At 70.4% G+C, this 22,957-nt stretch carries 29 protein-coding genes; 8 read left to right on the top strand and 21 right to left on the bottom strand.

What is annotated here, in order from left to right; translation table 11 throughout:
• Positions 1-78: 78 nt before the first annotated feature.
• Positions 79-555, top strand: a complete 477-nt coding sequence (greA, locus tag KX816_08975; protein QXQ08090.1) for a transcription elongation factor GreA — start codon at positions 79-81, stop codon at positions 553-555.
• Here the strand turns inward: greA and KX816_08970 are convergent.
• A complete protein-coding gene (locus KX816_08970) occupies positions 552-1,031 on the bottom strand; it encodes a hypothetical protein (protein QXQ08089.1) in 480 nt (159 codons plus the stop codon). The genes greA and KX816_08970 overlap by 4 nt on opposite strands.
• The gene (locus tag KX816_08965; GenBank protein ID QXQ08088.1) at positions 1,028-1,375 is read right to left on the bottom strand and encodes a response regulator; all 348 of its coding nucleotides are present in this window, start codon (positions 1,373-1,375) and stop codon (positions 1,028-1,030) included. Before KX816_08965 ends, KX816_08970 begins: the two co-directional genes overlap by 4 nt.
• A gap of 304 nt (positions 1,376-1,679) precedes the next feature.
• Between KX816_08965 and pdxH the strand changes: the two genes are divergently transcribed.
• The 3 genes from pdxH to KX816_08950 are packed head-to-tail and all read left to right on the top strand — an operon-like array spanning position 1,680 to position 4,013.
• The gene (gene pdxH, locus KX816_08960; protein QXQ08087.1) at positions 1,680-2,258 is read left to right on the top strand and encodes a pyridoxamine 5'-phosphate oxidase; all 579 of its coding nucleotides are present in this window, start codon (positions 1,680-1,682) and stop codon (positions 2,256-2,258) included.
• Between the two features lie 37 nt (positions 2,259-2,295).
• Positions 2,296-3,183: a cation diffusion facilitator family transporter gene (locus KX816_08955; GenBank protein ID QXQ08477.1), complete on the top strand. Its 888-nt coding sequence runs from the start codon at positions 2,296-2,298 to the stop codon at positions 3,181-3,183.
• Positions 3,183-4,013, top strand: coding sequence for a PhzF family phenazine biosynthesis protein (locus KX816_08950; GenBank protein ID QXQ08086.1), 831 nt, complete (start codon positions 3,183-3,185; stop codon positions 4,011-4,013). Before KX816_08955 ends, KX816_08950 begins: the two co-directional genes overlap by 1 nt.
• A gap of 165 nt (positions 4,014-4,178) precedes the next feature.
• Here KX816_08950 and KX816_08945 read toward each other — a convergent pair whose 3' ends face one another.
• Positions 4,179-4,640, bottom strand: coding sequence for a DUF3617 domain-containing protein (locus KX816_08945; GenBank protein ID QXQ08085.1), 462 nt, complete (start codon positions 4,638-4,640; stop codon positions 4,179-4,181).
• 138 nt (positions 4,641-4,778) lie between these two features.
• Between KX816_08945 and KX816_08940 the strand changes: the two genes are divergently transcribed.
• Positions 4,779-6,158, top strand: coding sequence for a cytochrome P450 (locus tag KX816_08940; protein ID QXQ08084.1), 1,380 nt, complete (start codon positions 4,779-4,781; stop codon positions 6,156-6,158).
• The gene (locus tag KX816_08935) at positions 6,155-7,150 is read left to right on the top strand and encodes an alpha/beta hydrolase (protein QXQ08083.1); all 996 of its coding nucleotides are present in this window, start codon (positions 6,155-6,157) and stop codon (positions 7,148-7,150) included. Before KX816_08940 ends, KX816_08935 begins: the two co-directional genes overlap by 4 nt.
• On the opposite strand, the gene KX816_08930 is transcribed toward KX816_08935, so the two are convergent.
• Positions 7,117-7,938 (bottom strand): hypothetical protein, encoded by an 822-nt coding sequence (locus KX816_08930; GenBank protein QXQ08082.1) that lies wholly within the window; start codon positions 7,936-7,938, stop codon positions 7,117-7,119. The genes KX816_08935 and KX816_08930 overlap by 34 nt on opposite strands.
• Positions 7,939-8,112: 174 nt before the next feature.
• Here KX816_08930 and KX816_08925 point away from each other — a divergent pair, with 174 nt between their 5' ends.
• Positions 8,113-9,117, top strand: coding sequence for a sigma-54 dependent transcriptional regulator (locus KX816_08925; GenBank protein ID QXQ08081.1), 1,005 nt, complete (start codon positions 8,113-8,115; stop codon positions 9,115-9,117).
• A gap of 186 nt (positions 9,118-9,303) precedes the next feature.
• Here KX816_08925 and fliS read toward each other — a convergent pair whose 3' ends face one another.
• Positions 9,304-9,687 (bottom strand): flagellar export chaperone FliS, encoded by a 384-nt coding sequence (fliS, locus tag KX816_08920; protein ID QXQ08080.1) that lies wholly within the window; start codon positions 9,685-9,687, stop codon positions 9,304-9,306.
• A 10-nt stretch (positions 9,688-9,697) separates the two neighbouring features.
• Positions 9,698-11,071: a flagellar filament capping protein FliD gene (fliD, locus tag KX816_08915; protein QXQ08079.1), complete on the bottom strand. Its 1,374-nt coding sequence runs from the start codon at positions 11,069-11,071 to the stop codon at positions 9,698-9,700.
• A gap of 95 nt (positions 11,072-11,166) precedes the next feature.
• Between fliD and KX816_08910 the strand changes: the two genes are divergently transcribed.
• Positions 11,167-11,667: a hypothetical protein gene (locus KX816_08910; GenBank protein ID QXQ08078.1), complete on the top strand. Its 501-nt coding sequence runs from the start codon at positions 11,167-11,169 to the stop codon at positions 11,665-11,667.
• Here the strand turns inward: KX816_08910 and KX816_08905 are convergent.
• The 15 genes from KX816_08905 to fliE form a co-directional block, all read right to left on the bottom strand.
• Complete coding sequence (locus tag KX816_08905; protein QXQ08077.1) at positions 11,652-12,749, bottom strand: EscU/YscU/HrcU family type III secretion system export apparatus switch protein; 1,098 nt, start codon at positions 12,747-12,749, stop codon at positions 11,652-11,654. The two genes, KX816_08910 and KX816_08905, sit on opposite strands and share 16 nt — an antisense overlap.
• Positions 12,750-12,874: 125 nt before the next feature.
• Positions 12,875-13,627 (bottom strand): flagellar biosynthetic protein FliR, encoded by a 753-nt coding sequence (locus tag KX816_08900; protein QXQ08076.1) that lies wholly within the window; start codon positions 13,625-13,627, stop codon positions 12,875-12,877.
• Positions 13,624-13,896, bottom strand: coding sequence for a flagellar biosynthetic protein FliQ (locus tag KX816_08895; protein QXQ08075.1), 273 nt, complete (start codon positions 13,894-13,896; stop codon positions 13,624-13,626). Before KX816_08895 ends, KX816_08900 begins: the two co-directional genes overlap by 4 nt.
• The gene (gene fliP, locus KX816_08890) at positions 13,893-14,567 is read right to left on the bottom strand and encodes a flagellar type III secretion system pore protein FliP (GenBank protein QXQ08074.1); all 675 of its coding nucleotides are present in this window, start codon (positions 14,565-14,567) and stop codon (positions 13,893-13,895) included. The genes KX816_08895 and fliP overlap by 4 nt, the downstream gene beginning before the upstream one ends.
• Entirely contained in the window at positions 14,564-14,959 is a 396-nt protein-coding gene (locus KX816_08885; GenBank protein ID QXQ08073.1) for a flagellar biosynthetic protein FliO, read from the bottom strand. The genes fliP and KX816_08885 overlap by 4 nt, the downstream gene beginning before the upstream one ends.
• The gene (gene fliN / locus KX816_08880) at positions 14,956-15,243 is read right to left on the bottom strand and encodes a flagellar motor switch protein FliN (GenBank protein QXQ08072.1); all 288 of its coding nucleotides are present in this window, start codon (positions 15,241-15,243) and stop codon (positions 14,956-14,958) included. Before fliN ends, KX816_08885 begins: the two co-directional genes overlap by 4 nt.
• Positions 15,240-16,031 carry a hypothetical protein gene (locus tag KX816_08875; protein QXQ08071.1) on the bottom strand — a complete coding sequence of 264 codons (792 nt, stop codon included), beginning with the start codon at positions 16,029-16,031 and terminating at the stop codon, positions 15,240-15,242. Before KX816_08875 ends, fliN begins: the two co-directional genes overlap by 4 nt.
• 10 nt (positions 16,032-16,041) lie before the next feature.
• Positions 16,042-16,533 carry a flagellar basal body-associated FliL family protein gene (locus KX816_08870; protein ID QXQ08070.1) on the bottom strand — a complete coding sequence of 164 codons (492 nt, stop codon included), beginning with the start codon at positions 16,531-16,533 and terminating at the stop codon, positions 16,042-16,044.
• Positions 16,534-16,541: 8 nt separating this feature from the next.
• The gene (locus KX816_08865; GenBank protein ID QXQ08069.1) at positions 16,542-17,933 is read right to left on the bottom strand and encodes a hypothetical protein; all 1,392 of its coding nucleotides are present in this window, start codon (positions 17,931-17,933) and stop codon (positions 16,542-16,544) included.
• Entirely contained in the window at positions 17,930-18,253 is a 324-nt protein-coding gene (locus KX816_08860; GenBank protein QXQ08068.1) for a hypothetical protein, read from the bottom strand. The genes KX816_08865 and KX816_08860 overlap by 4 nt, the downstream gene beginning before the upstream one ends.
• A complete protein-coding gene (locus tag KX816_08855) occupies positions 18,250-19,569 on the bottom strand; it encodes a FliI/YscN family ATPase (protein ID QXQ08067.1) in 1,320 nt (439 codons plus the stop codon). The genes KX816_08860 and KX816_08855 overlap by 4 nt, the downstream gene beginning before the upstream one ends.
• A complete protein-coding gene (locus KX816_08850; GenBank protein ID QXQ08066.1) occupies positions 19,566-20,132 on the bottom strand; it encodes a hypothetical protein in 567 nt (188 codons plus the stop codon). Before KX816_08850 ends, KX816_08855 begins: the two co-directional genes overlap by 4 nt.
• Positions 20,125-21,117, bottom strand: coding sequence for a flagellar motor switch protein FliG (locus KX816_08845; GenBank protein ID QXQ08065.1), 993 nt, complete (start codon positions 21,115-21,117; stop codon positions 20,125-20,127). Before KX816_08845 ends, KX816_08850 begins: the two co-directional genes overlap by 8 nt.
• Positions 21,114-22,646, bottom strand: a complete 1,533-nt coding sequence (fliF, locus tag KX816_08840) for a flagellar M-ring protein FliF (protein QXQ08064.1) — start codon at positions 22,644-22,646, stop codon at positions 21,114-21,116. The genes KX816_08845 and fliF overlap by 4 nt, the downstream gene beginning before the upstream one ends.
• On the bottom strand, positions 22,643-22,954 hold the full coding sequence (gene fliE, locus KX816_08835; protein ID QXQ08476.1) for a flagellar hook-basal body complex protein FliE: 312 nt from the start codon (positions 22,952-22,954) through the stop codon (positions 22,643-22,645). Before fliE ends, fliF begins: the two co-directional genes overlap by 4 nt.
• Positions 22,955-22,957 lie beyond the last annotated feature (3 nt).

The following is a 22,957-nucleotide window of genomic DNA, read 5'->3' as shown; positions in this document are numbered from 1 at the left end:
AGATGGGTCCCGGCGTTCGCCGGGATGACGGGGAGCCGGGAGGTTGGGTTTGCGCCCCCGACCCCCTAAGTTAGGCCCATGAGCGTTGCCTTCACCAAAGAGTCCGACAGCGAGGCGGTCGCCGCCGACCTGCCCGACCGGCCGATCTCGGTCCACCCGAACCTCGTCACCCCGGCCGGCCTCGCCGCGCTCGATGCCGAGCTGACCGCGGCCAAGGCCGCTTATGCCGACGCGCAGGCGGGCGGCGCGATCTCCGCCGACCGCACCGCGATGGCACGGGCGACGCGCGACCTGCGCTATTGGTCGGCACGGCGGGCGAGCGCACAGCTAGTAGAGCCGCAGCCCCACGACGGCACCGCGGTGTTCGGCAGCACGGTCAGCTTCGAGCGTGACGACGGCCGCCGCCAGACTTACGCCATCGTCGGCGAGGACGAGGCCGACCCGGCGAACGGCAGCGTGTCGTATGTCTCGCCGCTGGCCCGCGCGCTGATCGGCAAGCGCGTCGGCGACACGGCGACGATCGCGGGGCACGAGGTCGAGGTCGTCGCGGTCTAGCGGTTGCGGTCCCGCGCCGCGCGCAGCTGCAGGATGCGGTCGACGACGCTCTGGGGGTCCTCGCCCGGGCGAAGCTTCGACGGCTCGGGGCGCCACTGGTCGGGCTTCGGCTGATCGGATTTCGAATGGTCGGGTTTCGACACCTCACCTTTCGAAACTTCCTCGCAGATCTCGTGCGCGGCGCCCGCGGTCGCGGCGAGACTGCCGGTCAACTCGATGTCGACCGCGGGGCGATGCTCGCGAACCCAGCGCGCCAGTCCGAAGCCGCCGAGTTCGCCGCCCAGCTTTGCGTCACACAGCAGGATGTCGATGTCGAACCCGGACTCGTTGAACACCGCGATCGCTGCTTCACTGGTCGCCGCTTCGACCACGTGCAGCCCGCAATTGCGGAGGAACTCCGCGAGCGTGTGCCGGGCGATGACGTCGGGCTCGGCCAGCAGGGCGAGCGCCGTCGGCGCGTCGGGGCGTCTGCTCAAGAGGCGTCGGCCAGCAGCCCGCGCGCCATCTCGATCAGCTGCACCGGCAGATAGGGCTTGGGCAGATAGGCGTCGACGACACCCGCCAAGTCGCTGTCGGCAGACCGGACATGCCCCGAGCTGACGATGATCGCGAGTTCGGGCCGCAAGCGCCGCGCCGCCTTGGCCAATGCCAGCCCGTCGAGGTCGCCCGGCATCCGGACGTCGGTGATCATCAAGTCGACCGACACGCCAGCCGACAGCAAGGCCAGTCCTTCGTCGGCGCTCGAGGCTTCGATGACCTGGTAGCCGGCGTCGCGCAACTCGTCCGCCATGATCATGCGGATCAGGACTTCATCGTCCACGACGAGGACGTGTGGGGGTGAATTGTCTGCAACCAAGGCTTGCTCTAAAGCCGAAAACATCGTGTCGTTCCTACCGGCTGCTCGCCCCGGATATGCCCCGGCAGGCGGACGCGACGTGTCCGATGCGGGGTTAAACGGCAACAATTTGCAGGGCGCCCAGCGGTTCCACAATAATATCGCCTTTCAAGATCGAGCTTGGCGGCTGTGGCCGATGGCACACACTGGGCCGGCTTCACCGAGCCGGGGTGCGGGGCCAATCATCGCAGGAGGTTTCGCGCGGCCGCTTTGCGTCCTATCAGGCGCCATGCACACCGACCCTTTCGACTGGTTCGCCGACTGGTACGCCGAGGCCCGTGACAGCGAGCCGAACGATGCCAACGCGATGGCGCTCGCGACCGCGACACCCGCCGGGCGCCCCTCCGTCCGCATCGTGCTGCTGAAGGCATGGGACCGACGTGGCTTCGTGTTCTACACCAACCTCGACAGCCGCAAGGGCCGCGAGCTTGCCGCCAACCCCGCGGTCCACGCCGATTTCCACTGGAAGTCGCGGCTCCGCCAGATCCGCATGGGCGGCGATGCGGAGTTGGTGCCCGATGCCGAGGCGGACGCCTATTTCGCCGGGCGGCCGCGGACCTCGCAGCTCGGCGCCTGGGCGTCGGACCAGTCGCGGCCGATGCCCGACCGCGCCGCGTTCGAGACCCGGCTGGCCGACGCGACCGCGCGCTTCGAAGGCGGCGACGTCCCGCGCCCGCCGCGCTGGTCGGGCTTCCGCATCGTGCCCGCCGCCATCGAGTTCTGGCAGGACCGCCCGAACCGGCTCCACGACCGCACGCTGTTCACCCGCTCCGGCGACGGCTGGACGAGCGGGCTGCTCTACCCGTGACAGGGCTCCGGTCGTGACGAGGGCCGAACGCGGCACCCTGACACGTCGGGCGGCGCTGGCGTCGTCGACGGTCGCGGTGGTCCTGCTCGGCCTCAAGGCGTGGGCGGCGTATGCGACAGGGTCGATGACGATGCTCGGCAGCCTGGCCGACACGACGCTCGACCTTGCGGCCTCGCTGATGACCCTGTTCGCGGTCGGCCTCGCCGCGCAACCCGCCGACGACGACCACCGCTTCGGCCACGGCAAGGCGGAGGCGATCGCGGCGCTGCTCCAGACGCTGCTGATCGTCGCGTCGGGCCTCGGCATCGGCTGGCGCGCGGTGCTGCAGTTCAGCGTCACCGAGCTTCCGGTGCGCGCCGACCTCGGCATCGGCGTCTCGACGATCGGCGTCGTGCTGAGTGGCCTGCTGGTGCTGTACCAGCGCCATGTCGTCCGCCTGACCGGCTCGGTCGCGATCGCCACCGACCAGCTCCACTACCAGTCCGACCTGCTGCTCAATATCGCCGTCATCGCGGCGCTGGTGCTCGAGCTCATCGTCGGGCTGCACGGGGCGGATGCGGCGTTCGGCATCGGCATCGCGGTCTACCTGGTCGTCGGCGCGCTGCGCTCGGCCCGCGCCGCGGTCGACATGCTGATGGACAAGGAATGGCCCGAGGAGAAGCGCCAGCGGCTGCTGATCGCCGTGTCGGGCGTCGCGCGTGTCGAGGGCATCCACGAGCTCCGCACCCGCTCCAGCGGCGTCACCGACTTCATCCAGTTCCACATCTGGCTCGACCCCCTGATGACCGTCGCCTGCGCCCACGAGATCGTTGACGAGACCGAGGCGCGGGTCGCCGCCGCCTTTCCGGGGGCCGAGATCCTGATCCACGTCGACCCCGTCGGCCATTACGACCCTGGCCACTCCCCCGCCGAGAAGGCCTGCTGATGCGCGTCCCCTTCGACCAGATCGACGCCTTCGCCGACCGGGCGTTCGCGGGCAATTCGGCCGCTGTGATGCCGCTGGACGCGTGGCTCGAGGACGCGGCGCTGCAGGCCATCGCGATGGAGAACAACCTGTCGGAGACCGCCTTCCTCGTCGCGCGGACCGACACCAGTGAAGCCGACTACGACCTGCGCTGGTTCACCCCGACGGTCGAAGCCGCGATGTGCGGGCACGCGACCTTCGCCAGCGGCCACTACCTGCTGACGCGCGAACCGGCCCGCGACATGGTGCGCTTCTCGACCCGCAAGGCCGGTATCCTGTCGGTAGCCCGCGACGGCGACGCGCTGAGCATGTCGCTGCCGGCGTGGCCCGCGACCCCCAACCCGATGCCCGGCTTCGCCGAGGCACTCGGGGCGACGCCGGACGAAATCCTGACTCGCAGCGGTGGCTATCTGGTCGCAGTTTATGCCACCGCCGCCGAGGTCCGCGCGCTGAAGCCCGACTTCCGTGCATTGGCCGCGCTCAGCGACGGCGACGCCAGCGATGACGGCGACTCGCTGTGCATCGCGACCGCGCCCGGCGACGGCGATCCCTCCGGAGCCGACATCGTCAGCCGCGCCTTCGCACCCGGTGCGGGCATCGACGAGGACCCGGTCACCGGCTCCGCCCACGCCGTCATCGTGCCCTACTGGGCCAAGCGCCTCGGCCGTGACCGCTTCACGGCGTTCCAGGCAAGCGCGCGCGGTGGGCACCTGACCTGCCGGTTGGAGGGCGACCGGGTGGTGCTCGGGGGAAAGTGCGTGACGGTGATCGAGGGCGTGTTCCTGCTGTAACGGACACCTAGCCTCTCTCATTGTCATCCCCGCGCAGGCGGGGACCCATGAACACCGGCCATCGCCTCAAGTCTCGAACTCGGTGATCATGGGTCCCCGCCTGCGCGGGGATGACAACCGACGCCGGGATGACAACCGAGCTTCAACCGAACCTGCGTCCCGCTCCTACTTCGTGCACGCCCCGACGCGCTTGCCCACCGTCGTCGCGACCACCGTCATCTTCATCTGTCCGGTCATCACCGTACGCCCGTGGGAGGTGAAGCCGGTCGGGGTGTAGGTCGAGTCGCTGACCGAGTGCATCGTGCCGCCGCCCGCTGGCTTGCAGGTGATCTCGGCGTGGACGACGTTTCCGGTCGTGGAGATCCGGCCGAAAGTACATGACTTGTCGGACTTCAGCATCTCCTGCGGGCCCTTGGCGGCGTCGGCCGGGGTGATGCAATGCTGCAGGTGAACCGCCTTGCCGCGCATCGCGTTGGCGGCGCCGGGCGGCATGCCCTCCATCTCCATGCTCTCGGTCGTCACCGCGATATCCCATTGGCCGGGCATGATGCCGATACCGGCGGCGATCACCGCACAGGGCGAAACTGCCGCTGCCAGCACCACCGCCGCCAAAAATCCCCGCTTCACAGGCCCGCTCCCTTGCCCTTGCACAGTTAGGTTGACCGCTACAGCAAAATGCTTGCGATCCCACGCCCAACATTCGAGTTGTGCTCGAAAGGCTAATGTGCGTATCTTTGCTCCGCACTCCGAACGAAAGTCCGCGCCATGAACGCACCGACGCCCGCCTCGGCCTTCATCCCCGCCAACCTGCCGGAGCCGAGCTACAACGAGCTGACTCACATCCCCGGCATGAAGCCCGCGAAGATCAGCGTGCTGCGGACGATCAACTTCCTGCGTGACCCGCTCGGCTACAGCCAGCGCATGGTCGACCTGTATGGCCGGGTCTTCCGCCGCCAGGATTTCGGCGGCTGGGGCGTGACGATGATCGGTCCCGAGGCGAACGAGTTGGTGATGTTCAACAAGGACAAGATCTTCTCGTCGGAGCTCGGCTGGGGCCCGGTGCTCGACCAGGTCTTCCCGCACGGCCTGATGCTGATGGATTTCGACCAGCACCGCATCCACCGCAAGACGCTCGGCGTGGCGTTCAAGCCCGAGCCGATGAAGCATTACCTCGGCCAGCTGACCGGCGGCATCGAGCGCGGCATCGCCGCCTGGCCCAAGTCGACCGAGTTCAAGTTCTATCCGGCGATCAAGGCGCTGACCCTCGACCTCGCGGCCGCGTCGTTCCTCGGCGTCGAGTGGGGTCCCGAGGCGCACAAGATCAACCGTGCCTTCGTCGACATGGTGCTGGCCGCGACCGGCATCGTCCGCACGCCGATGCCGTTCACCGCGATGCGCCGCGGCGTGAAGGGCCGCGCCTACATGTGCGAATTCTTCGGCAAGGAAATCCCCAAGCGCCGGGGCAAGGCAGGCGACGATATCTTCACGCAGATCGTCAACGCCCGCGACGAGAACGGGGTGGCGCTGACCGACCAGGAAATCATCGACCACATGAACTTCCTGATGATGGCGGCGCACGACACGCTGACCTCGTCGCTGACCTCGACGGTCTATTATCTCGGCATGAATCCTGAGTGGCAGGACAAGCTCCGCGCCGAGATCAACGCGGTGAAGGCCGAGACCGGCGGGCCGCTGACCTACGAGACTCTCGGCAAGCTCGAGCAATGCGAGTGGGCGTTCAAGGAAGCGCTGCGGCTGATCCCGCCGGTGCCGTCGATGCCACGCCGGGCGCTGCGTGAGTTCACCTTCATGAACCACGTCGTCCCCGCCGGCAGCCACATCGGCATCAACCAGATGATGACCCACCGCATGCCCGAAATCTGGCCCGACCCGGAGCGCTTCGACCCGACGCGCTTCTCGGCGGAGAACTCCAAGGGCCGCCACAAATATGCGTGGGTGCCGTTCGGCGGCGGCCAGCACATGTGCCTCGGGCTGCACTTTGCCTACATGCAGGCGAAGGCGTTCCTGTTCACGCTACTGGCGGACAACCGGATCGAACTCGCGCCGGGCTACAAGGGCGACTTCCAGATGTTCCCGATCCCCAAGCCCAAGGACGGCCTGCCGGTCAGGATCGTGCCGCTTTGAGTTCGGCGGTACGGGCGCGCCGCTGGCCGTGGGTTGTTGTGGCGATCGTGGTTCTGCTGGTCGCAGGCTGGTTCGCCGTGCGGACGCCCGACATACCTGTCGCTGCGTTGCGTGCCAAATACGCCTCCCCGGCATCGCAGTTCGTGGACGTCCTGCCGAATCTGACCGTCCACCTGCGCGACGAGGGACCGCGCGATGCCCCGGTGCTGGTCCTGCTGCACGGGTCGAACTCTTCGCTGCACACTTGGGAGCCGTGGGTGGCCCGGCTCAAGGGCAACACGCGGATCGTTAGCTTCGACCTGCCGGCGCATGGCCTGACGGGGCCTGACCCGAATAACGATTATAGCACCGCCGCGTCGGTGCGCGTCGTCACTGCAGTGGCCAACCGGCTGGGCCTGTCGCGCTTCGTGCTGGCCGGCAACTCGATGGGCGGCGGCATCGCGGCGCGCTTCGCGGTAACCCACCCGGAGCGACTGACGGGACTGATCCTGGTCGACGCGGGCGGACAACCCCCGACCGGCCCCCGCGACACACCGCTGGCATTCCGCATCGCCGAGATCCCTGTCCTCCGCGACTTCGTCGCCGGCATCACGCCGCGATGGCTGGTCGCGGACGGGCTGAGCGGCGCAGTCTCCATCAAGTCGGTAATGACCGACGCCGCGATCGACCGTTACTGGGAACTGCTGCGCTATCCGGGTAACCGCACCGCGACCCTCCAGCGTTTCGCACAAGGCTATGGCAGCGTCGCCGCGGCCGAGCTGAAGCGGGTTACTGTTCCGACCCTGATCCTGTGGGGACGCGAAGATCGTTTCATTCCCGTGACTTCAGCGGCCTGGTACGGACGCAACCTGCCGAACGCTCGCACCGTTATCTACGACGGCGTCGGCCACCTGCCGATGGAGGAGACGCCCGACCGCTCCGCCGCCGACGTCCGCGCCTTCATGGCCGGGCTATCGCCTCAAGCCGCTGCCGCGCCGCGCCTCGCCAGATAGGCGAACATCCGGTCCGCGGTCGGCGCGCCGAGGCTGATCAGGCCGCGGCGGAGGTCGTCGGGGTCGATGTTGCGCTCGAACATGCCGACGTCGCAGAGGTTGCGGATCCAGCGCAGCGCCGTCGATGTCGGCACCGCAGCCGCGATGCACAGGCTGGAGACCGAGACGAGGCGATGCTCGAGCCGCGCCGCGGTCAGGTCGAGCAGCATGTCCCAGGCCGGGTCGGAGAACAGCTCGGCGGGAAAGAACCGCTCGCGGTCGCGCCGGCGCTTGATGACTTCGCGGACCTGCGCGGCATCGACGGGTGACGCGGCGCTGGCCTCCAGCTGGCTGGCGGCGGCAAGGTCCGTGAGGGCACGGGCGATGCGCTCGACCTCGCGCCCGAGCGAGTTGAGCCGCTGGGCATCGCGGTCGGAGAAGTCGCCGACCGCGATCCGAGCGGAGCGCGGCAAGGCGTCGAGCACCGCGTCACGGAGTGCGGACATCGAGGTCGCCGCATCGACATAGCCGACGACGTTGGGGCTGAGCGTGATCCGGGCATCGTCGCCGCGACCGACCAGGAAGACCGCGCGCGGTGCCGAGGGGCCTTGCAGCAGGTCGAGCAAGGCGGCGTCGGCGACGCTCAGGTCGATGACGATCAGCGCGATGTCGTAGCGGTCGGCAAGGATACCGCGGAGTTCGGCGGCGCTGGCGAACGACTCGGTCTCCAAGTTGTCGGCTGCAAACAATCGGCTAGGCAAAAACCCGTCGCCGAGGCCCGCGAATACAACGAGGCGGGCGTCGGTCATTAACAATTCCTTTAACTTAACCGGGAAAACCGCTCAATCGGTGGTAACTAGACAAGGTAGCACAACTGAACAAACCGTTTCGGACCCATACTGAATAAGTCTGTGGAAAACTCTGTATGGGTGATCGACGGCTGCGCGGAGGGGCACGGCTGCACATCGACCGAAAGGGCTCGGATGCAGCGCAATGGCTTGGAACTGGCCGAACTGATCGGCGTCAGCGACGCGATTGCCGCGGTGCGCGACATGATCGACCGGGTCGCTGGCAGCAGCGCGACCGTGCTCGTCACCGGGCCCTCGGGCAGCGGCAAGGAGGTCGTCGCGCAACTGCTGCACCAGCGTGGGGCCCGCGCCGCCCGGCCGTTCGTCGCGGTCAATTGCGGCGCCCTCCCCGCCGAGCTCATCGAAAGCGAAATCTTCGGCCACGAGGCGGGCGCGTTCACCGGTGCGGTCAAGGCCCGGCGCGGGCGTTTCGAACTCGCCGACACCGGCACCCTCTTCCTCGACGAGGTCGGCGACATGCCGCTGGCGATGCAGGTCAAATTGCTCCGCGTCCTCGAAACCCGCGTCGTCGAGCGGGTCGGCGGCATGATCGGTACGCCCGTCGACGTCCGCGTCGTCGCCGCGACCAACGTCGATCTGGGCGCCGCGGTCGCCGCGGGCAACTTCCGCGAGGACCTGTTCTACCGGCTCGCGGTGGTCGAGATCGCCATGCCGGCGCTGGCCGAGCGGCGCGACGACATCGTGCCACTCATCGAGCATTTCGTCGCGCGCGGCGTGCCGGCCCGCCGGGTCGAGTTCAGCGTGCCGGCCCTCGACGCTCTCCGCGAGCTGCCGTGGCGCGGCAACATCCGCGAACTGCGCAACCTCGTCGACCGCGCCTCGGCGCTCCATCCGGGCGAGACCGTCGACCGCGCCACCGCGCTCCAGCTGGCGGACAGCGTCGTCCGCGGGCTCGCCCCGGTCGCGGTGCGCCGGCCGCTGCCGCGGGTGGTCGAGCCGGATGACGCGTTCGTCGACCTCAAGCAGGTGCTCGACGCGATCGAGCAGGGGTACATCGAGCGAACGCTGCTGAGCACGGCGGGCGGCGTCGCGGAGACCGCGCGGCGGCTCGGGCTGCGGCGGACGACGCTGATCGAGAAGATGCGGCGGTTGAACATCAGCCGGTTGCCGGCGTGCTAGGCGCTCTTCGCAGCTGAATTGTCATCCCGGGCTCGACCCGGGACCCAGCTTCCTCCGAGCCCGGGCCCCGGGGTTAGCTGGGTCCCGGGTCAAGCCCGGGATGACAATGGGGCCCGGGATGACAATGGGGCCCGGGATGACATTGGGGCCCGGGGTGACGATGAGGGCCGAGCCCTTCTAACTCTCCTAAGCGGCCACCCCCCGCCACGCTTCCCCCAGCGTCCGCACCCGCTCCGCCGCGACCCCGAGCAGCTCCGGCCGCGCCTCCGCATTGCCCGCCACGATCAACGCGCGCAGCTGGCCGTAAAGCGCTGCCAGCGTCCGCGCGACACCGCCGCCCGCGACGAAATCCAGCGACGTCTCCAGCCCGTCGAGGATCGACAGCGCCCGCGTCACGGACCGGATGCGCGGCCCGGCCTGGCCCTGCTCGATGGCGCGCTCGGCGGCGCGGAGGGCGGTGCGCAGACCGTCGAACAGCATACCGATGAGCTGCTGCGGCGAGGCGGCGGCGACCCGCCCGGCAAGGTCGAGTTCGCGGTACTGGCTGACGGCGCGCGCGGTGGACGGCATCGGTGTCTCCTTAACTGTCGGATTTGTTCCAGGCCTTGATCTGCTCGTCGAGGAAGCTCTGGGTCGCCTTGAAGGCCCCGACGGCTTGCTCCATCGCGGCATATTGCTTGACCAGCTGGGCACGCAGCGTCGTCATGCTGGTCTCGAGCTTGGCGCGCGCGGTGGCGACCGCGCTCTGCTCGCGGGTCAGCCGGGTGTCGGTCGACGTCCCCAGCGCGCTGCGAACCTTGGTCAGGGCGCCGCCGGTCGCGGTGAGGCCCGCCAGCAGCGCCTCCGCGCCGTCGGGATCGCTCGCCAGCGCCGCCGACAGCTTGGCGGAATCGACCGACAGCGAGCCGTCGCGCGACGTCGTCACCCCGAGCTTCGCCAGCCCGCCGGTGCCGGTCGCGGTCAACTGGAGCAGCTGGCGTTCGACCTGGCGCAGCGTCGCGTCGCCCGCCAGCGGTGCCGCAGCGCCGGCCTCGGTGGCCCCGGTGGTCAGTGCATGAGTCAGGCTGTGGAGCGCGTTGACCGCATCAACCAGGTCGTTGACCGCGGTGGTCAGCCCGGTGATGTCGCGGTTGGCGCCGAGCGTGATGACGGTCCCGGGAGCCGCCTTGACGAGGTCGAGGCTGACTCCGACGACGAGGTCGGTGATGGTGTTCGACGGCCGCGTCACGCTGACGCCGTCGACGACGAGGCTCGCGTCGTGGGCGGTGCCGGCGGAGACCATCGTCGGCGTGCCGGGCTTGTACAGGAAGCGGTCAAGGCCCGCATCGCCGGTCGCGGTGACGATGAACGCCGACTTCGCGCCGGTCGGACCCTTGAGCACCAGCCGTGCGCCCTGCCCGTCGTCGATGATGCTGGCGCGGACCCCGGTACCCGACTTGTTGATCGCCGCCGCCAGGCCCGCGAGGGTGTTGTTCTTGCTGTCGATGACGATGTCGATGCCCGCCGCCGCCCCCGCGAAGGCGAAGTCACCCGCCCCGTCCGGGGTCATTGTGCCGAGCGTGATCGTCAGCGTGCCCTCGCCCACCGTCGCGGTCGACGACGCGACCGCGACCGAGACCAGTGACTGCCCGCCGGCGAGTGACTTGATCTCGATGCTGGTCGGCTCGAGCAGGCGGGTCGCGCCGGCGGTCGCACGCGCCGTCAAAGCCGACGGATCGCTGGTCGCGGGCAGCGGCCCGAGCGCGCCTTTCCGCGTCCGGCTCGCCATCGCCGCGACCAGAGCGTCGAGCGCCGAGGTGACCTGCGCCATGCCCGAGATCCGCGCCGTGACCTTGTCGCTGCGCGCGGTCAAAGCGTCGTCGCGCGGCTTGCGCTCGGCCGCGACCAGCTCGTCGATCAACGCCTTCGTGTCGATCCCGGAGCCGACGCCGAGGGAGTTGGCGATGCTCGTCATGCCAGGGTTAACGGCGGCGTCCAGCCGCGCATTAACGCATGAAGCCAAACTTTCATTTTACGCGCGTAGTGGGCAGCCAGGGGGAGAACGGGGCTATGTCGCAGGAACGTAGACGCTGGGTCAGCGGATTGGCGGCGCTCGTTGCGTTGGGATCCCTGGCATCCCCAGCTGACGCCGGTCTTCTCGCTAAGGCACGTCTCTACCGATCGACCGATTTGTTCGGGACGGGGTATAGTAGCAAGCTTCGCCCCGATGGAACCTGGAAGATCGTGGCCAACACGCGAAGCGACGAGGGCCGCGGCTTCGCGTTTCAGTTGGCGATGTATCGTGCCGCAGAGGTGGCTACAGAAAGCGGCAAGCGCTACTTTCAGGTCCTTGATGCCAACGGTTCTGTGGTCGTCCGCGGCTACAGCGTCGGTGCCGAGTATGCCCGGATATTCGTCCGCGCCAGCGACGACCCGGCTCCGCCTACCGATTGCCGTTCGAAGCGGCCTGACGACTGCAGGACGCTCGAGGCGGAGCGGGTAATGGCAAGGCTCGGAGCAACGATGGAATTCAAGGTAAAGCCGCTGGCGGACGCTCACGAAGCTCGCTGACCGAATTCGTCGAAGCGCATCGCTGGCGGGACCGCGATCTCGGGCGCGGCCGCAGTGGACCCGGCCTCCGCATCGATGCTGAAGACGTACGCCAGCACCGCCGCAACCGCGGCGTAGAGGTCGTCGCGGATAGGCTCACCGATCTTGCCGGTGAAGAAGATCGCTCGGGTCAGCTGGGGGTAGCGGAGGACCGGCACGCCGCGCTCGGCAGCCAGTTCGCGGATCGCGGCGGCGATCACGTCCCGCCCGCGCGCGACGATGACCGGAGCGCTGTCGCGGCCCGGCACGTAGCGCAGCGCGACCGCGAATTCGCTCGGGTTGACGGTGACGACGGTCGCTTCTGCCATTGCGGGACGAAGCGCGCGCTTGGCGCCGATCCGCGCCATGCGGCGCTGCGCGGCCTTGGTTTCGGGGTTGCCGTCGCTCTCGCGCTGCTCGTCGCGGACTTCCTGCAGCGTCATGCGAAGCTTCGCCAGCCAGCGCGAGCGCTGCCATGGCAGGTCGATCGCGGCGATCAGCAGGAGAGTGACGGTGAGCGCAGTCATCAGGTGGAGTATGGTCGCGCCGGTCGCCGCCGCCGCTCCCCCGGGCGAGGCCGGGAAGCCGTCGAGGCCGAGCGCGTGCCCGACCGACCACCAGCCGGCACCGCCGAGCAGCGCCGCCTTGAGCACCGCCTTGCCGAGCTCTACCGGGCCCTCCGCCCCGACCATGCGCTTGAGGCCCGCGAGCGGGTTGAGCCGCCCCGGCTTCGGGGTCAGCGCGCCGCCCGACCAGCGGGGCCCGAGCAGCAGGGGGCCGGCGATGCCTCCAGCAATGACGAGGAGCGCGAAGCTGACGAGCGGGGCTTCGAGCGGCCCGAGCAGCGCGGCGACGTCGAGCTGGCGGTCCGGTCCGACCCTCAGGCCGCCGCGCAGGACCTGCGCGCAGGCAGCGAACAGCGCGCTGCCGCTGAGCCACAGCCATGCGAGACCGGCTAGGGTGACCAATGCGGTACCGAGTTCGCGCGACTGCCAGACCTCGCCGCGCACTGCCGCTTCGCGCTTGCGCTTGTCGGTGGGATCATGGGTTTTCTCGGTGGACATTTCAGAGCCCCCGCGCCGAACATGTCATCCCGGCGAACGCCGGGACCCAGCTTTGTCCGAGGGTCCGAGTGCGCAGCGAAACTGGGTCCCGGCGTTCGCCGGGATGACAATGGGGGTAGCGGACCTCACCCGCCCAGCAGCGCCGCGATCGCATCCTCACCCCCGAGGACCCCCTGCCCCATCCCCGCCAGCAGCGCCGGGAACGCCAGCGGCAGCGCCGCCAGCCCCGCCGCCATCAGCGTCGCAAACCCGATCGAGAACAGGTTGAGCTGCGGCGCGCTCCGGGCCAGCACCGCCAGCCACAGGTTGACGATGACCAGCACCGCCGCGACCGGCAGCGCCAGCATCAGCCCGGTCGACAGCGCGACGCCGCCGAAACGCACGACCTCGAGCGGGTCGGCCATCGTGCCCGGGGGCAGCGTCCGGTAGCTCTCGACGATCAGCGCGAACAGGCGCGCGTGGCCGTCGTTGCCGACGAAAGCGAGCCACATCAGCAGCGACAGGAACGTGGTCAGCACCGGGCTGGTCAGGCCACCGGGCGCGAGAATGGTCGCGAAGCCGAGGCCCATCGCCTGGCTGAGCATCTCGCCTGCGACCTGCGCCGACGCAAAGATCGCCTGCAGCATGACGCCGACCGCGGCCCCGATCGCGATCTCGCCGATGACCGCGCCGACCAGCGCCGGGCCGCCGGGAGCGGCGATGGTCGCGACCTGCTCGACGAGCAGCCCGACCGCGAGCGACAGCCCAACGCGGACCCGGATCGGCAGCAAGGTCGCACCGATACCGGGCAGCAGGGCGAGCGCCGACCCGGTGCGCAGGCTGGCGAACAGCAGGCGCTGCATCTCGGCCTCGGGCGCCGCGAGCCAGTTCGCGATCAATGGAGCAGCGCCGGGATGCGGTCGTACAGCTCGAGGGTGAAGTCGGTCAGCAGCCGCAGCATCAGCGCGCCGAACAGCAGCAGCGAGACGCCCGCGACCACCAATTTGGGCACGAAGCTGAGCGTCGCCTCGCTGATCGAGGTCGCGGCCTGGACCAGCCCGACGAGCAGCGCCGACGCCAGTACCGGCAGCACGACGGGCGCGCCGATCATCAGCACCGTCTTGAGCGCCGAGATCGCGGCGTCGGCGACGAGGTCGGCGTCGGTCATCCGGCCCCCACGAAGCTGGCGGCAAGCGACCCCATCAGCAGCCCCCAGCCGTCGACAAGGACGAACAGCAACAGCTTGAACGGCAGCGAGATCAACGTCGGCGACACCATCATCATGCCGAGCGCCATCAGGATGCTGGCGACGACGAGGTCGATGACCAGGAACGGCAGATAGACGAGGAACCCGATCTCGAACGCGGTCTTGAGCTCGCTGGTCGCGAAGGCGGGCACGAGGATGGTCATCGGAATGTCGGCGGGCCTGGCGAACGGCCCGGCGTGGGCGAGGTTGGCGAACAGGCGGACGTCCTTCTCGCGGGTCTGGGCGCGCATGAAGGCGTGGAGCAACGCGCCCGCGCGCCCGACCGCGGCCTCGGCGGGGAGCGTGCCGGCGGCATAGGGGCGATAGGCCTGGGTCTCGATCGCGGTCACCGTCGGGCGCATCACGAACAGGGTCAGGAACAGCGCGAGGCCGACGAGCAGCTGATTCGGCGGGGCCTGCCCGAGCCCGATCGCCTGCCGCACGATCGCCAGCACGATCAGGATGCGGGTGAAGCCGGTCATCATCAGGAGGAGCGACGGCAGCAGCGTCAGCACCGTCATCAGGACGAGGATCTGGAGGGGGAGCGCGAGCGGGGCGGCGGCCAGCGCGGTCAGGGGGGCGTCGGGGTTCATGCGGGGGTGACCGGGCTCGCGAAGTTCGCTTGCAGCAAGAACCCAGCCCCGACCCCTCCCTTGAAAGGGAGGGGAGCAGAAAGAACAAGGGGGTCCCCCTCCCCTTCAGGGCAGGGGCTAGGGGTGGGCGCTTGGCCCTCGCCGAGCCTTCCGACCAGCAACCGCACGCCGTCCTTCCCGACCCCGATCAACAGCCGCTCGCCCGCGAACTCCGCGACCGCAAGCTTCGCCCCCGGCCCGAGATTGACGACCTGCACCAGCTTCAGCGGAGCCTCCCCCGTCGCCACGCCCGGCAGCCGGATCAGCCCGCGCTTCGCCGCGAACAGCACTCCGCCCAGGCCGAGCAACAGCAGCGGCAGCACCAGCGCTAGGCGGAGCACGTAGTCGGTCACCGCGCACCGCCATCGACCAGTTCAACGATCCGGACCCCGAAGCGGTCGCCGATGGTGACGACTTCACCCTTCGCGAGCAGGCGGTCGTTGACCAGGATGTCGATGCGCTCGTCGCTGCGGCGGTCGAGCTCGATGACCTCGCCGGGCTCGAGTTCGGCCAGCTCGGCGAGCGTCAGGCGGGTCGCGCCGATCTCGACCGACAGCCGCATCTCGATGCCGCCGAGCGCTCCCAGACCGGCGCGCTCGATGGCGGCCTCGAAAGCGTCGTTGGTCACCGCGTTCATGCCTGGTCTCCAAAAGCGGGCGTCCGGCGCGAGCGTGCGACGATGCGGACGCGAGGGCTGCCGGTGTCGGCGTCGATGATGTGGCCGCGCGCGAGCGCGTGGCTGCCGATGCGCAGGCCGACCTCGTGCGCGGTGGCGATCGGCAGCACGTCGCCGACCTTGAAGGCGCGGGCGGCGCGCACCGCGACATTGCCCTCGTGGAGCACCAGCCGCACCGGGATCGCCAACCCGCCGAGGACGCGGCGCAACTGCGCGCGCCACTCCGAGTGATCGACGGGGGCGCAGGCCGGTTGCGCCGGGGCCTGGGCGACGAGGTCGATGCGGTCGCGGACGGTGCCGAGGGTGACGGTGAAGCTCTCCGCCGGCAGGTCGGATTTCACGGGCGTCCAGCCGGTCGCATCGGGCATCAGCGCGGCCCGCAGCTGCACGACCAGTTCGCCGAGGCAGCGGAGCGCGTGCGACGATACCGGTGCGCCGTCCTCCTCGAACGCGCCGCCGCACTGGCGGTTGAGCAACGCGGACGCGAGCTTCGCGCCGCCGCCGATACCGAACAATGCGCCTTCCTCGGATTGCCACCAGCTCATCGCGAGGGGTTCTCCGGAGGCTGGGGCGGCGGTCGCGGCGATATCGCACAGGGCCCCGAGCCTTGCCGCCAGCGACTTGCCGAGCGCGACGGCGTCGACCTCGCGCAGCGCCGGTTCGGAGCGACGCGAGGCGGGCGGGAAGACAATTTCACGCGGCGCGGCGTCATCGTAGCCGGCGGTAATGCGGGGGGCCCCGTCGTTCATTGGACGTCGTTCACTGGACGACCAGGCTGGTCAGGAAGACCTCGTCGATACCGGCGACATTCGCCTTCTGGCGGAGCACGCTGTCGACGGTTTCGCGGAGCTTGAGGCGCAGCTTGGCCTTGGCCGGTCCGCCCGCGACGTCGGCCTCCGACAGGTCGCCGAGGACCCCGAGAACGGCGGAGACGATCGCCAGCTTGTGCTGCTGGAGCGCCGCGACCGTGCTCGGGCCGCCGGTGGTCGAGACCGCGATCCGCAGCTGCAGGAACCGCCCGGTGTCGACGAGGTTCGAGGTGAAGGCGTTGTCGAGTTCGACATATTCGAGCTTCGACGTCTCGTGCGACGGGGCGCCGAGCCCAAGTTTGCCGGGCATCGCGTCGAACGCCATCACCGCGCCGAGGCCACCCGCCGCGGCCCCGCCGCCAAACGCGCCGACGATCAGCAGGACCTTGAGCGCGGCACCGCCCTTGCCGGCCTTCTTCGCCTTGGGGTCAGGGTCGGCCATGGCTTACCTCAGGCGTAGCGGTCGGCGCGGAGGGCGCGGGGGAGCGGGCGGGGTTCGAGCGCGGCGGTGCGTGCGGGATCGCGGCGCTCGGCGGGTGGGCGGCCACCCCCACCCCCGCCCTCGCTGGCATTGGCGTTGGCGTTTCCGCCTCCGCTGCGCACGTCGACCGAGACCCCGTCAAAGCTATTGCCGCTGGTTGCGACGGCATCGGCAAGGCGAGAGGGCTGCGCTCCGAGGAGGCTCGCGGCGGCGGAAGTATCGACGGTGAACTGGACGCCGACGCGCGTGTCGCGCGCCTCGATCGCGACGCGGACTGCGCCAAGCCGGTCGGTGGCGAGGTCGAAGCTGCCTGGGCCCGTGTCGACGATGTGGGCGGTGATGGGAAACGGGGCTGGGTCGTGGCCGGTCGCGCGAGGGGCGGTGGTCGCGAGCGATGGGGCGACATCGTGGGGAGCCTCGGATGTCGCGAAGGCAGGCGTCGACTGCGGCAGGGCGAGGTCGGTGGGCTGGTCGCGGCTGCGGAGCGGGCGCGACATTTGGGACGTCGTGGCTCGTGTTTCGGATGTAGGAACCGGGGTGACGGAGACGGTCGCGGGCGATGCGGCGACAGGTCCGGCAGTTACAGCAATTGCCGTGGCGGCTGGAGCCGGAGTGGCAACCGGCAGACCACTCGGTGCGGTGACCGCTGGCGCTACCGGCGAGAGCTCTGTCGTCGTCTGCTGGACCGTGACTGGTTGGGGTACGAGATCCGGCGCAGCGACTGGAACGCCGGCAGGGCCGCCGATGACCGGCTGCGCTGGCGGCTCGGCAGGAGCAGGCGTGGCGAGCAACCTTGGCTCAAGCTTTGCGGTAGGCCGAGCCAACTCGAGCGCGCCGGCCACGATGGCTTCAGCCGCTCGGACCGGAAGGCGCGACCTGGGCCGCGCGAACACGGTTTGCAACGTCGCTGTCTCGCCGGACGCTGGCGGTGGCGACGCAGCAGTTCGCACGAACGGCGAAACCGACGGCACATCAACCGGGATCGCGATGGCCGAAGGCTTCGGCTCGATCGATGTCGCAGGCGAGCCGATCAGCAGCACGGCAATCGCCGGGACCGCCAGCAGCAGAAGATCGGCAACAGGGGTCGGCAGGACGTCCGGATCGACGTCCGCGTCCGCGTCCGGATCATCATGCCCGGGTTGCGGCTTGGCGCCGGCGTCCAGTTCCGCAGGCACAATGTTCACCGGCAGCGAAATCGCGGTGGGGGGCGTGGGAATCGGTAGCGGCACGGAGGTGGAGATTGGCACCGGAGCCGATACCAGTGCCGCGAACAGCACGGGAAACTCGGCTGTCGCGGTCGGCGCGACGCCAGGAATCGCCACGTCCGTCGACAGCGCAGGCAGGCTGGCTGCGATGTTCATCGGCGGGCCATCGCTTGGTCGACGACATCGACCCGAACGCGGAGGCGCGCCGCGGCCAGCATCGCGCCGTCGCGCAGGCCGCGGACCCCGTCGAGCGCGGTCGCGACCTGCCCAGCGGCCTCGTCGAGGCGGACGAGGCCTGCGGAAGCGGCCTTGCGCGCGCCGACGGTGTCGCCGGCCGGCAATTCGGCACCGAGGCGCCCGATCCGGAACTGCATGTCGGCCAGTTGCCCGACGCGGCGCTGGGCGTCGGCGAGGCTGCGCAGGCCGCGATTGAGCTCGACCGTGCGGATCGTGCGGAGGCGCGCGAGCCGGTTCATCCCGGCACCGCGGCGTGGAGGGCGGCCACCGAGGCGGCGAAGCCGGCGCGCTCGCTACGGGGCTGGGTGCGGAACGCCTCCATCGCCTCGCGGGCGGACAGTGCTGCGTCGAGCGCGGCGTCGTGACCGGGGGCGTAGGCGCCCATCAGGACGAGGTCGCGGTTGGCGTCGATCAGCGCCTGGGCGCGGCGGAACTTGGCGGCGGCGGCGGCGTGGCTGGGCTCGACGAGGTCGTGCATCGAGCGGCTGACCGACGCGGCGATGTCGATCGCCGGGTAGATCCCGAGCTGGGCGGTAGCGCGCGACAGCACGATGTGGCCGTCGAGGACGCCGCGCGCCGCATCGACGACGGGGTCGTTCATGTCGTCGCCGTCCGCCAGCACGGTGTAGATCGCGGTCACCGAGCCGCCGGTCTCGGCGTCGTTGCCGGCGCGCTCGACGAGGCGCGGCAGCAGGCCGATCGCGGACGGCGGATAGCCGCGGGCGCCGAGGCCTTCGCCCAATGCCGCGCCGATCTCGCGCTGGGCGTGCGCAACGCGGGTCAGGCTGTCGACGATGAGCAGGACGTGGCGGCCTTGCGCGCGGAAGTGCTCGGCCACGGCATGCGCGCGCATGACGCCGCGGACGCGGAGCAGCGGCGCGTCGTCGGCAGCGACGGCGATGACGAGCGTGCGGGCGCGGGACTTCGCGTCGAGCTGGCTGGCGACGAAATCGCCGATCTCGCGGCCGCGCTCGCCGATCAGCGCGACGACCACGACCTGGGCCGCGGAGTAGCGCGCGATCTGGCCGAGCAGCACCGACTTGCCGACGCCGCTGCCCGCCATGATGCCCACCCGTTGCCCGCGCCCGAGGGTGAGCAGCGCGTTGATCGTGCGGACGCCGCAGTCGAGGACCTCACGGACCGCAGAGCGGCGCAGCGGATTGATAGCGGGCGGATCGAGGGGCACCCGCGTCTCGGTGCGCGGGACAGGGCCGCCGTCGAGTGGTCGCCCGCCCCCATCGAGGATGCGCCCGAGCAGCGCCTCGCCGACCGAAACGCGCGCGGCGTCGGCGAGCGGCAGGACCGCCGCTCCGGGGAGTAGCGCGCCGGGCTGGGCGAGGCCCATCAGCAGGGTCCGGCCGTCGCGGAAGCCGATGACCTCGGCGGGAATGTGCTGGCTGCCGACGCTGCAGATCGCGCCGACGCGGCTGGCGAGGCCGGTGCAGTCGATGGTCAGCCCGTCGTAGGCAAGGACGCGGCCGCCGATGCGCGGGCCGGGCGGCGGGCCGGGAACGGCGTCGCGGGCGAGCTCGGCGAGGGCTGCGGTTGCGGTCACAGGGCACCGACGATCGCGGCGAGGCGAGCGTCGAGCGACGCGGCGAAGACGTGGGTGGCGGTCTCGACGCGGATTTCGCCGGGGGCGAGGTCGGGGTCGATGACGATGCGGGGGAGGTCACTGCCACTATCTTCCCCGTCATCCCCGCGAAGGCGGGGATGACGGAAGAATGAGGCATCATCGGCGCTGAGATGCAGCGTCGCCTCGCTACCACCCTCGACCGCTCCGAGAGCCTCGGCGACCAGCCGCTCGACCGCATCGCCCGACTGACGAAGCTCGCCCCCAACGACCGCCGACGCGATGCGCGTGACGAGGTCGACGAACAACGGCTGCAGCGTCGCCGGGTCGATGACCAGCGCGGCGTCGAGAGCGGCCACGGCTGCGGCCAGAGTCGTGAATGCCGGCGCGAGTGCGGCGTCCACCTCGTCCCGGCCGCGCGCGAAGCCCTGCGCCTCGGCGGCAGCGGCGATCGCGCCGACATCCACCGGCGGTGTCACGGCGGGTCGCGCGGGCGACATCGCGCTCCACAGTGTCGATAGCGGCGCGAGCATCGCGTCAGACATACCCGGCACCCCCCGGCAGCATCAGGGCGCCGTTCTCGGCGAGGCGGCGGACTCCGGCGGCGATCTTCGCCTGCGCGGCGGTGACTTCCTCGCGCTTGAGGGGGGCGAGCGAGGCCAGTTCGTCCTCGATCTGGGCGGCGGCGCGCTGCGACATGGCGGCGAAAATGTGGGCACGGAGCGCTGCGTCGGCACCTTCGAGCGCGACGACGAGGATTTCGGGATCGGCCTCGCGGACGATCGCCTGGAGGCCGCGAGAGTCGATGCGGATCAGGTCGGCGAAGACGAACAACTGCTCGGCGATGGCGTCGCCGAGTTCGGCATCGACGCCGCGCAGGACCTCGAGCAACTTGGTCGGATCGGTGACCTGACCGACGAGCTTGGCGGCGGCTGCGGTACCGCCGCGTCCCTCCGGTGGCTGTGCGGCGACGAGTTCGCGAAGCTGCTGCTCGACGTCGGCTTCGAGGCGGGCGATCGTCGCGGTCGACACCGGGCCGAGGCGGGCGAGGCGGACGAGGACGCTGGCCTGCACCTCGGGGGGAAGCGCGGCGACGACCACCGACGCGATCTCGGCGGGCAAATGCGCGAGGATGACGGCGCCGACCTGGGGGTGGTCGGCGGCGATCAGCGCGGCGATCTGCGCGGGTTCGGCCCACGCCAGCCCGGCGAACGGCGGCGCGGTGACCGACGGCCCGAGGCGATCGAGCACGGTCGCGGCGCGCGGTGCGCCGAACGCCTGGGTCATCACGTCGCGAAGCTGCGCGCCGTCGCGGCCGAGCGCGGCGACTTCCGAATGCGCGGCGAGGAAGTCATCGAGCACGGCGTCGATAGCGCGCGGGTCGATCTCGGCGACCGAGACCATGGCGTCGCCGACGGCCCGGACCTCGTGCGGCTCGAGGCCGCGGAGCAGCGCCGCCGCTGCGCCCTCGTCGAGGAGGAGCAGCAGCACCGCGCATTTCTGGGCGCCCGACAGCGGCATCTGGATCATGCGCGGATCATCCCGCGGACGACCGCGGCGGCGCGCGCAGAGTCGCTGCCGACGAGCGCCCGGGCCTCGGCCAGCTTGCCGGAATAATCGAGCAACTGGGGCACGTCCTCAACGATTTCCGGCGCGACTGCCGGGGCGATGCGGGAGCGCAGCCACGGCCGTCCAATGCCGAAGACCAGCATCGCGAAGCCGGCGAGGATGAGCATTCCCTGTGCTGCCTGGCTCGCGACCGGCCGCCACCACGCGGTCTCGCCGGTCGCGTCCACATCGACGAACGGCCGCCCGGCGACGGTGACGACATCGCCGCGCCGGCCGTCATAGCCGACCGCCCCCTTGACCAGCGCGGTCAGCGACGCGAGCTGTGCCGCCTGCCCCTTGGTGGTGCCGAGCGCGTCGCTGCGGACGACGACCGCGACCGACAGGCGGCGCAGCTGGCCCGGCACGGCGCGGGTGACGGACACCGCCTTGCCGACCTCGAAGTTGCGCGCGAAGGTCGAGCTGCCCTGCGGGCCGGGGGCTGCCGGTGCCGGCAGCGCGGCGGGCGGGGTCATCGAGACCTGCGCCGCCTGGGGCACGGTGTTCGACAGCGCGCCGGGGATGCCGCGCGCCGGCGGTGGCGGGGTCTCCGTGGTGTTGCTGCCCTGCTCGCTGGTCAGCGCGCCCTTGTCGTAGCTTTCGCGGGTCGCGGCGTTCTCGGCGAAGTCGAGGTCGGCGGTGACTTGCGCGGAGAAATTGTCGCGTCCCAGGATCGGCGTCAGCAGCGCGACGATGCGCTGGCGAACGGTGGCGGCGGTCCGCGCCTCGACGTCGAGCATGCGCCCGGACTCGCCAAGCTCGCCGCCGGCCTCGGTGGTCAGCAACGTGCCGGTCTGGTCGACGACGCTGACCCGTTCGGGGTCGAGACCCGCAACACCGGACGCAATGAGGTGGACGACGGCGCGGACCTGCGCGTCGCTGAGCGTGCGGCCCCGCGCCAGCGTCACCAGCACCGAGGCCGACGGCGCTGCATGGTCGCGGATGAACACCGACGGTTCTGGCGCGGCGAGGTGGACCTGGGCGTGCTCGACGGCGTCGATCAGCTCGATACTGGCAGCGAGGTCGTGCTCCTGCGCCGCCTTCAGCTGGGCGCCCTCCACGGCGCGGCTGGTGCCGAGCGGCATCGCGTCGAGCATCGCGGCTCCGCTCGGCGCGGCTTTCGGCAGGCCCTGCCCGGCGAGCAATATCCGCGCCGCAGCGACCCGGTCGGCGGGCACGCGGACGGCACCGGTGTCGGTGTCGATCGAGACGTCGAAGGCGGCGACGCGCAGCGCCTCGACGACCGCGGACTTGTCGGCTTCGGCGAGGCCCGGATAGACCGCGGTCCAGTCCCGGCCCCTGAGCGACAGCACGACCGCGACCAGGACGACGATCCCGACCGCGACCGCGATCCACGGCAGCGTGCGCTTGATCGCGGGCTGCGCGATCAGACGCTCGAAGCGCAGCCGCAATGCGCCGCCGCTGCGCAGGTCGCTGAGCGCGAGCGCAGTCATACCGGCATGCTGATCACGTCGCGATAGGCGGCGAGAAGCTTGTTGCGGACCTGGAGGGTCGCCTCGAAGCCGATCGAGGCCTTCTGGCGGGCGAGCATCACACTTGCGATATCGGCCGTGTCGCCGCGTTCATAAGCGGCGCTGGCGCTGCCGGCTGCAGTTTGTGCGCCGTTGACCGACTGGAGCGCGGTGTCGATGGCGGCGGCGAAGCCCTGCGGCGGGGTCGCCTTCGCCGGCGCGAGTGCAGCGTTCTTGGCAAGGATCTGGGCGCGGAGGACGAGGACCGCGCTGCTGTCGAAGCCGCCGATCGC

This window comes from Sphingosinicellaceae bacterium (assembly GCA_019285715.1).
Taxonomy (GTDB): Bacteria; Pseudomonadota; Alphaproteobacteria; order Sphingomonadales; family Sphingomonadaceae; genus Glacieibacterium.
The sequence above is the reverse complement of the archived record's forward strand: the minus strand, read 5'-3'. Positions and strand labels throughout refer to the sequence as shown.

Bases quoted from the DNA above. Each gene is read 5' to 3' on its own strand.
- KX816_08940 (QXQ08084.1), top strand. From the start codon at position 4,779: ATGAACGCACCGACGCCCGCCTCGGCCTTCATCCCCGCCAACCTGCCG.
- KX816_08925 (QXQ08081.1), top strand. From the start codon at position 8,113: ATGCAGCGCAATGGCTTGGAACTGGCCGAACTGATCGGCGTCAGCGAC.
- KX816_08930 (QXQ08082.1), bottom strand. From the start codon at position 7,938: ATGACCGACGCCCGCCTCGTTGTATTCGCGGGCCTCGGCGACGGGTTT.
- KX816_08910 (QXQ08078.1), top strand. From the start codon at position 11,167: ATGTCGCAGGAACGTAGACGCTGGGTCAGCGGATTGGCGGCGCTCGTT.
- KX816_08950 (QXQ08086.1), top strand. From the start codon at position 3,183: ATGCGCGTCCCCTTCGACCAGATCGACGCCTTCGCCGACCGGGCGTTC.
- KX816_08870 (QXQ08070.1), bottom strand. From the start codon at position 16,533: ATGGCCGACCCTGACCCCAAGGCGAAGAAGGCCGGCAAGGGCGGTGCC.
- KX816_08850 (QXQ08066.1), bottom strand. From the start codon at position 20,132: ATGTCTGACGCGATGCTCGCGCCGCTATCGACACTGTGGAGCGCGATG.
- KX816_08865 (QXQ08069.1), bottom strand. From the start codon at position 17,933: ATGAACATCGCAGCCAGCCTGCCTGCGCTGTCGACGGACGTGGCGATT.
- KX816_08845 (QXQ08065.1), bottom strand. From the start codon at position 21,117: ATGATCCAGATGCCGCTGTCGGGCGCCCAGAAATGCGCGGTGCTGCTG.
- fliF (QXQ08064.1), bottom strand. From the start codon at position 22,646: ATGACTGCGCTCGCGCTCAGCGACCTGCGCAGCGGCGGCGCATTGCGG.
- KX816_08875 (QXQ08071.1), bottom strand. From the start codon at position 16,031: ATGAACGACGGGGCCCCCCGCATTACCGCCGGCTACGATGACGCCGCG.
- KX816_08860 (QXQ08068.1), bottom strand. From the start codon at position 18,253: ATGAACCGGCTCGCGCGCCTCCGCACGATCCGCACGGTCGAGCTCAAT.
- KX816_08905 (QXQ08077.1), bottom strand. From the start codon at position 12,749: ATGTCCACCGAGAAAACCCATGATCCCACCGACAAGCGCAAGCGCGAA.
- KX816_08895 (QXQ08075.1), bottom strand. From the start codon at position 13,896: ATGACCGACGCCGACCTCGTCGCCGACGCCGCGATCTCGGCGCTCAAG.
- fliN (QXQ08072.1), bottom strand. From the start codon at position 15,243: ATGAACGCGGTGACCAACGACGCTTTCGAGGCCGCCATCGAGCGCGCC.
- greA (QXQ08090.1), top strand. From the start codon at position 79: ATGAGCGTTGCCTTCACCAAAGAGTCCGACAGCGAGGCGGTCGCCGCC.
- fliP (QXQ08074.1), bottom strand. From the start codon at position 14,567: ATGAACCCCGACGCCCCCCTGACCGCGCTGGCCGCCGCCCCGCTCGCG.
- pdxH (QXQ08087.1), top strand. From the start codon at position 1,680: ATGCACACCGACCCTTTCGACTGGTTCGCCGACTGGTACGCCGAGGCC.
- fliD (QXQ08079.1), bottom strand. From the start codon at position 11,071: ATGACGAGCATCGCCAACTCCCTCGGCGTCGGCTCCGGGATCGACACG.
- fliS (QXQ08080.1), bottom strand. From the start codon at position 9,687: ATGCCGTCCACCGCGCGCGCCGTCAGCCAGTACCGCGAACTCGACCTT.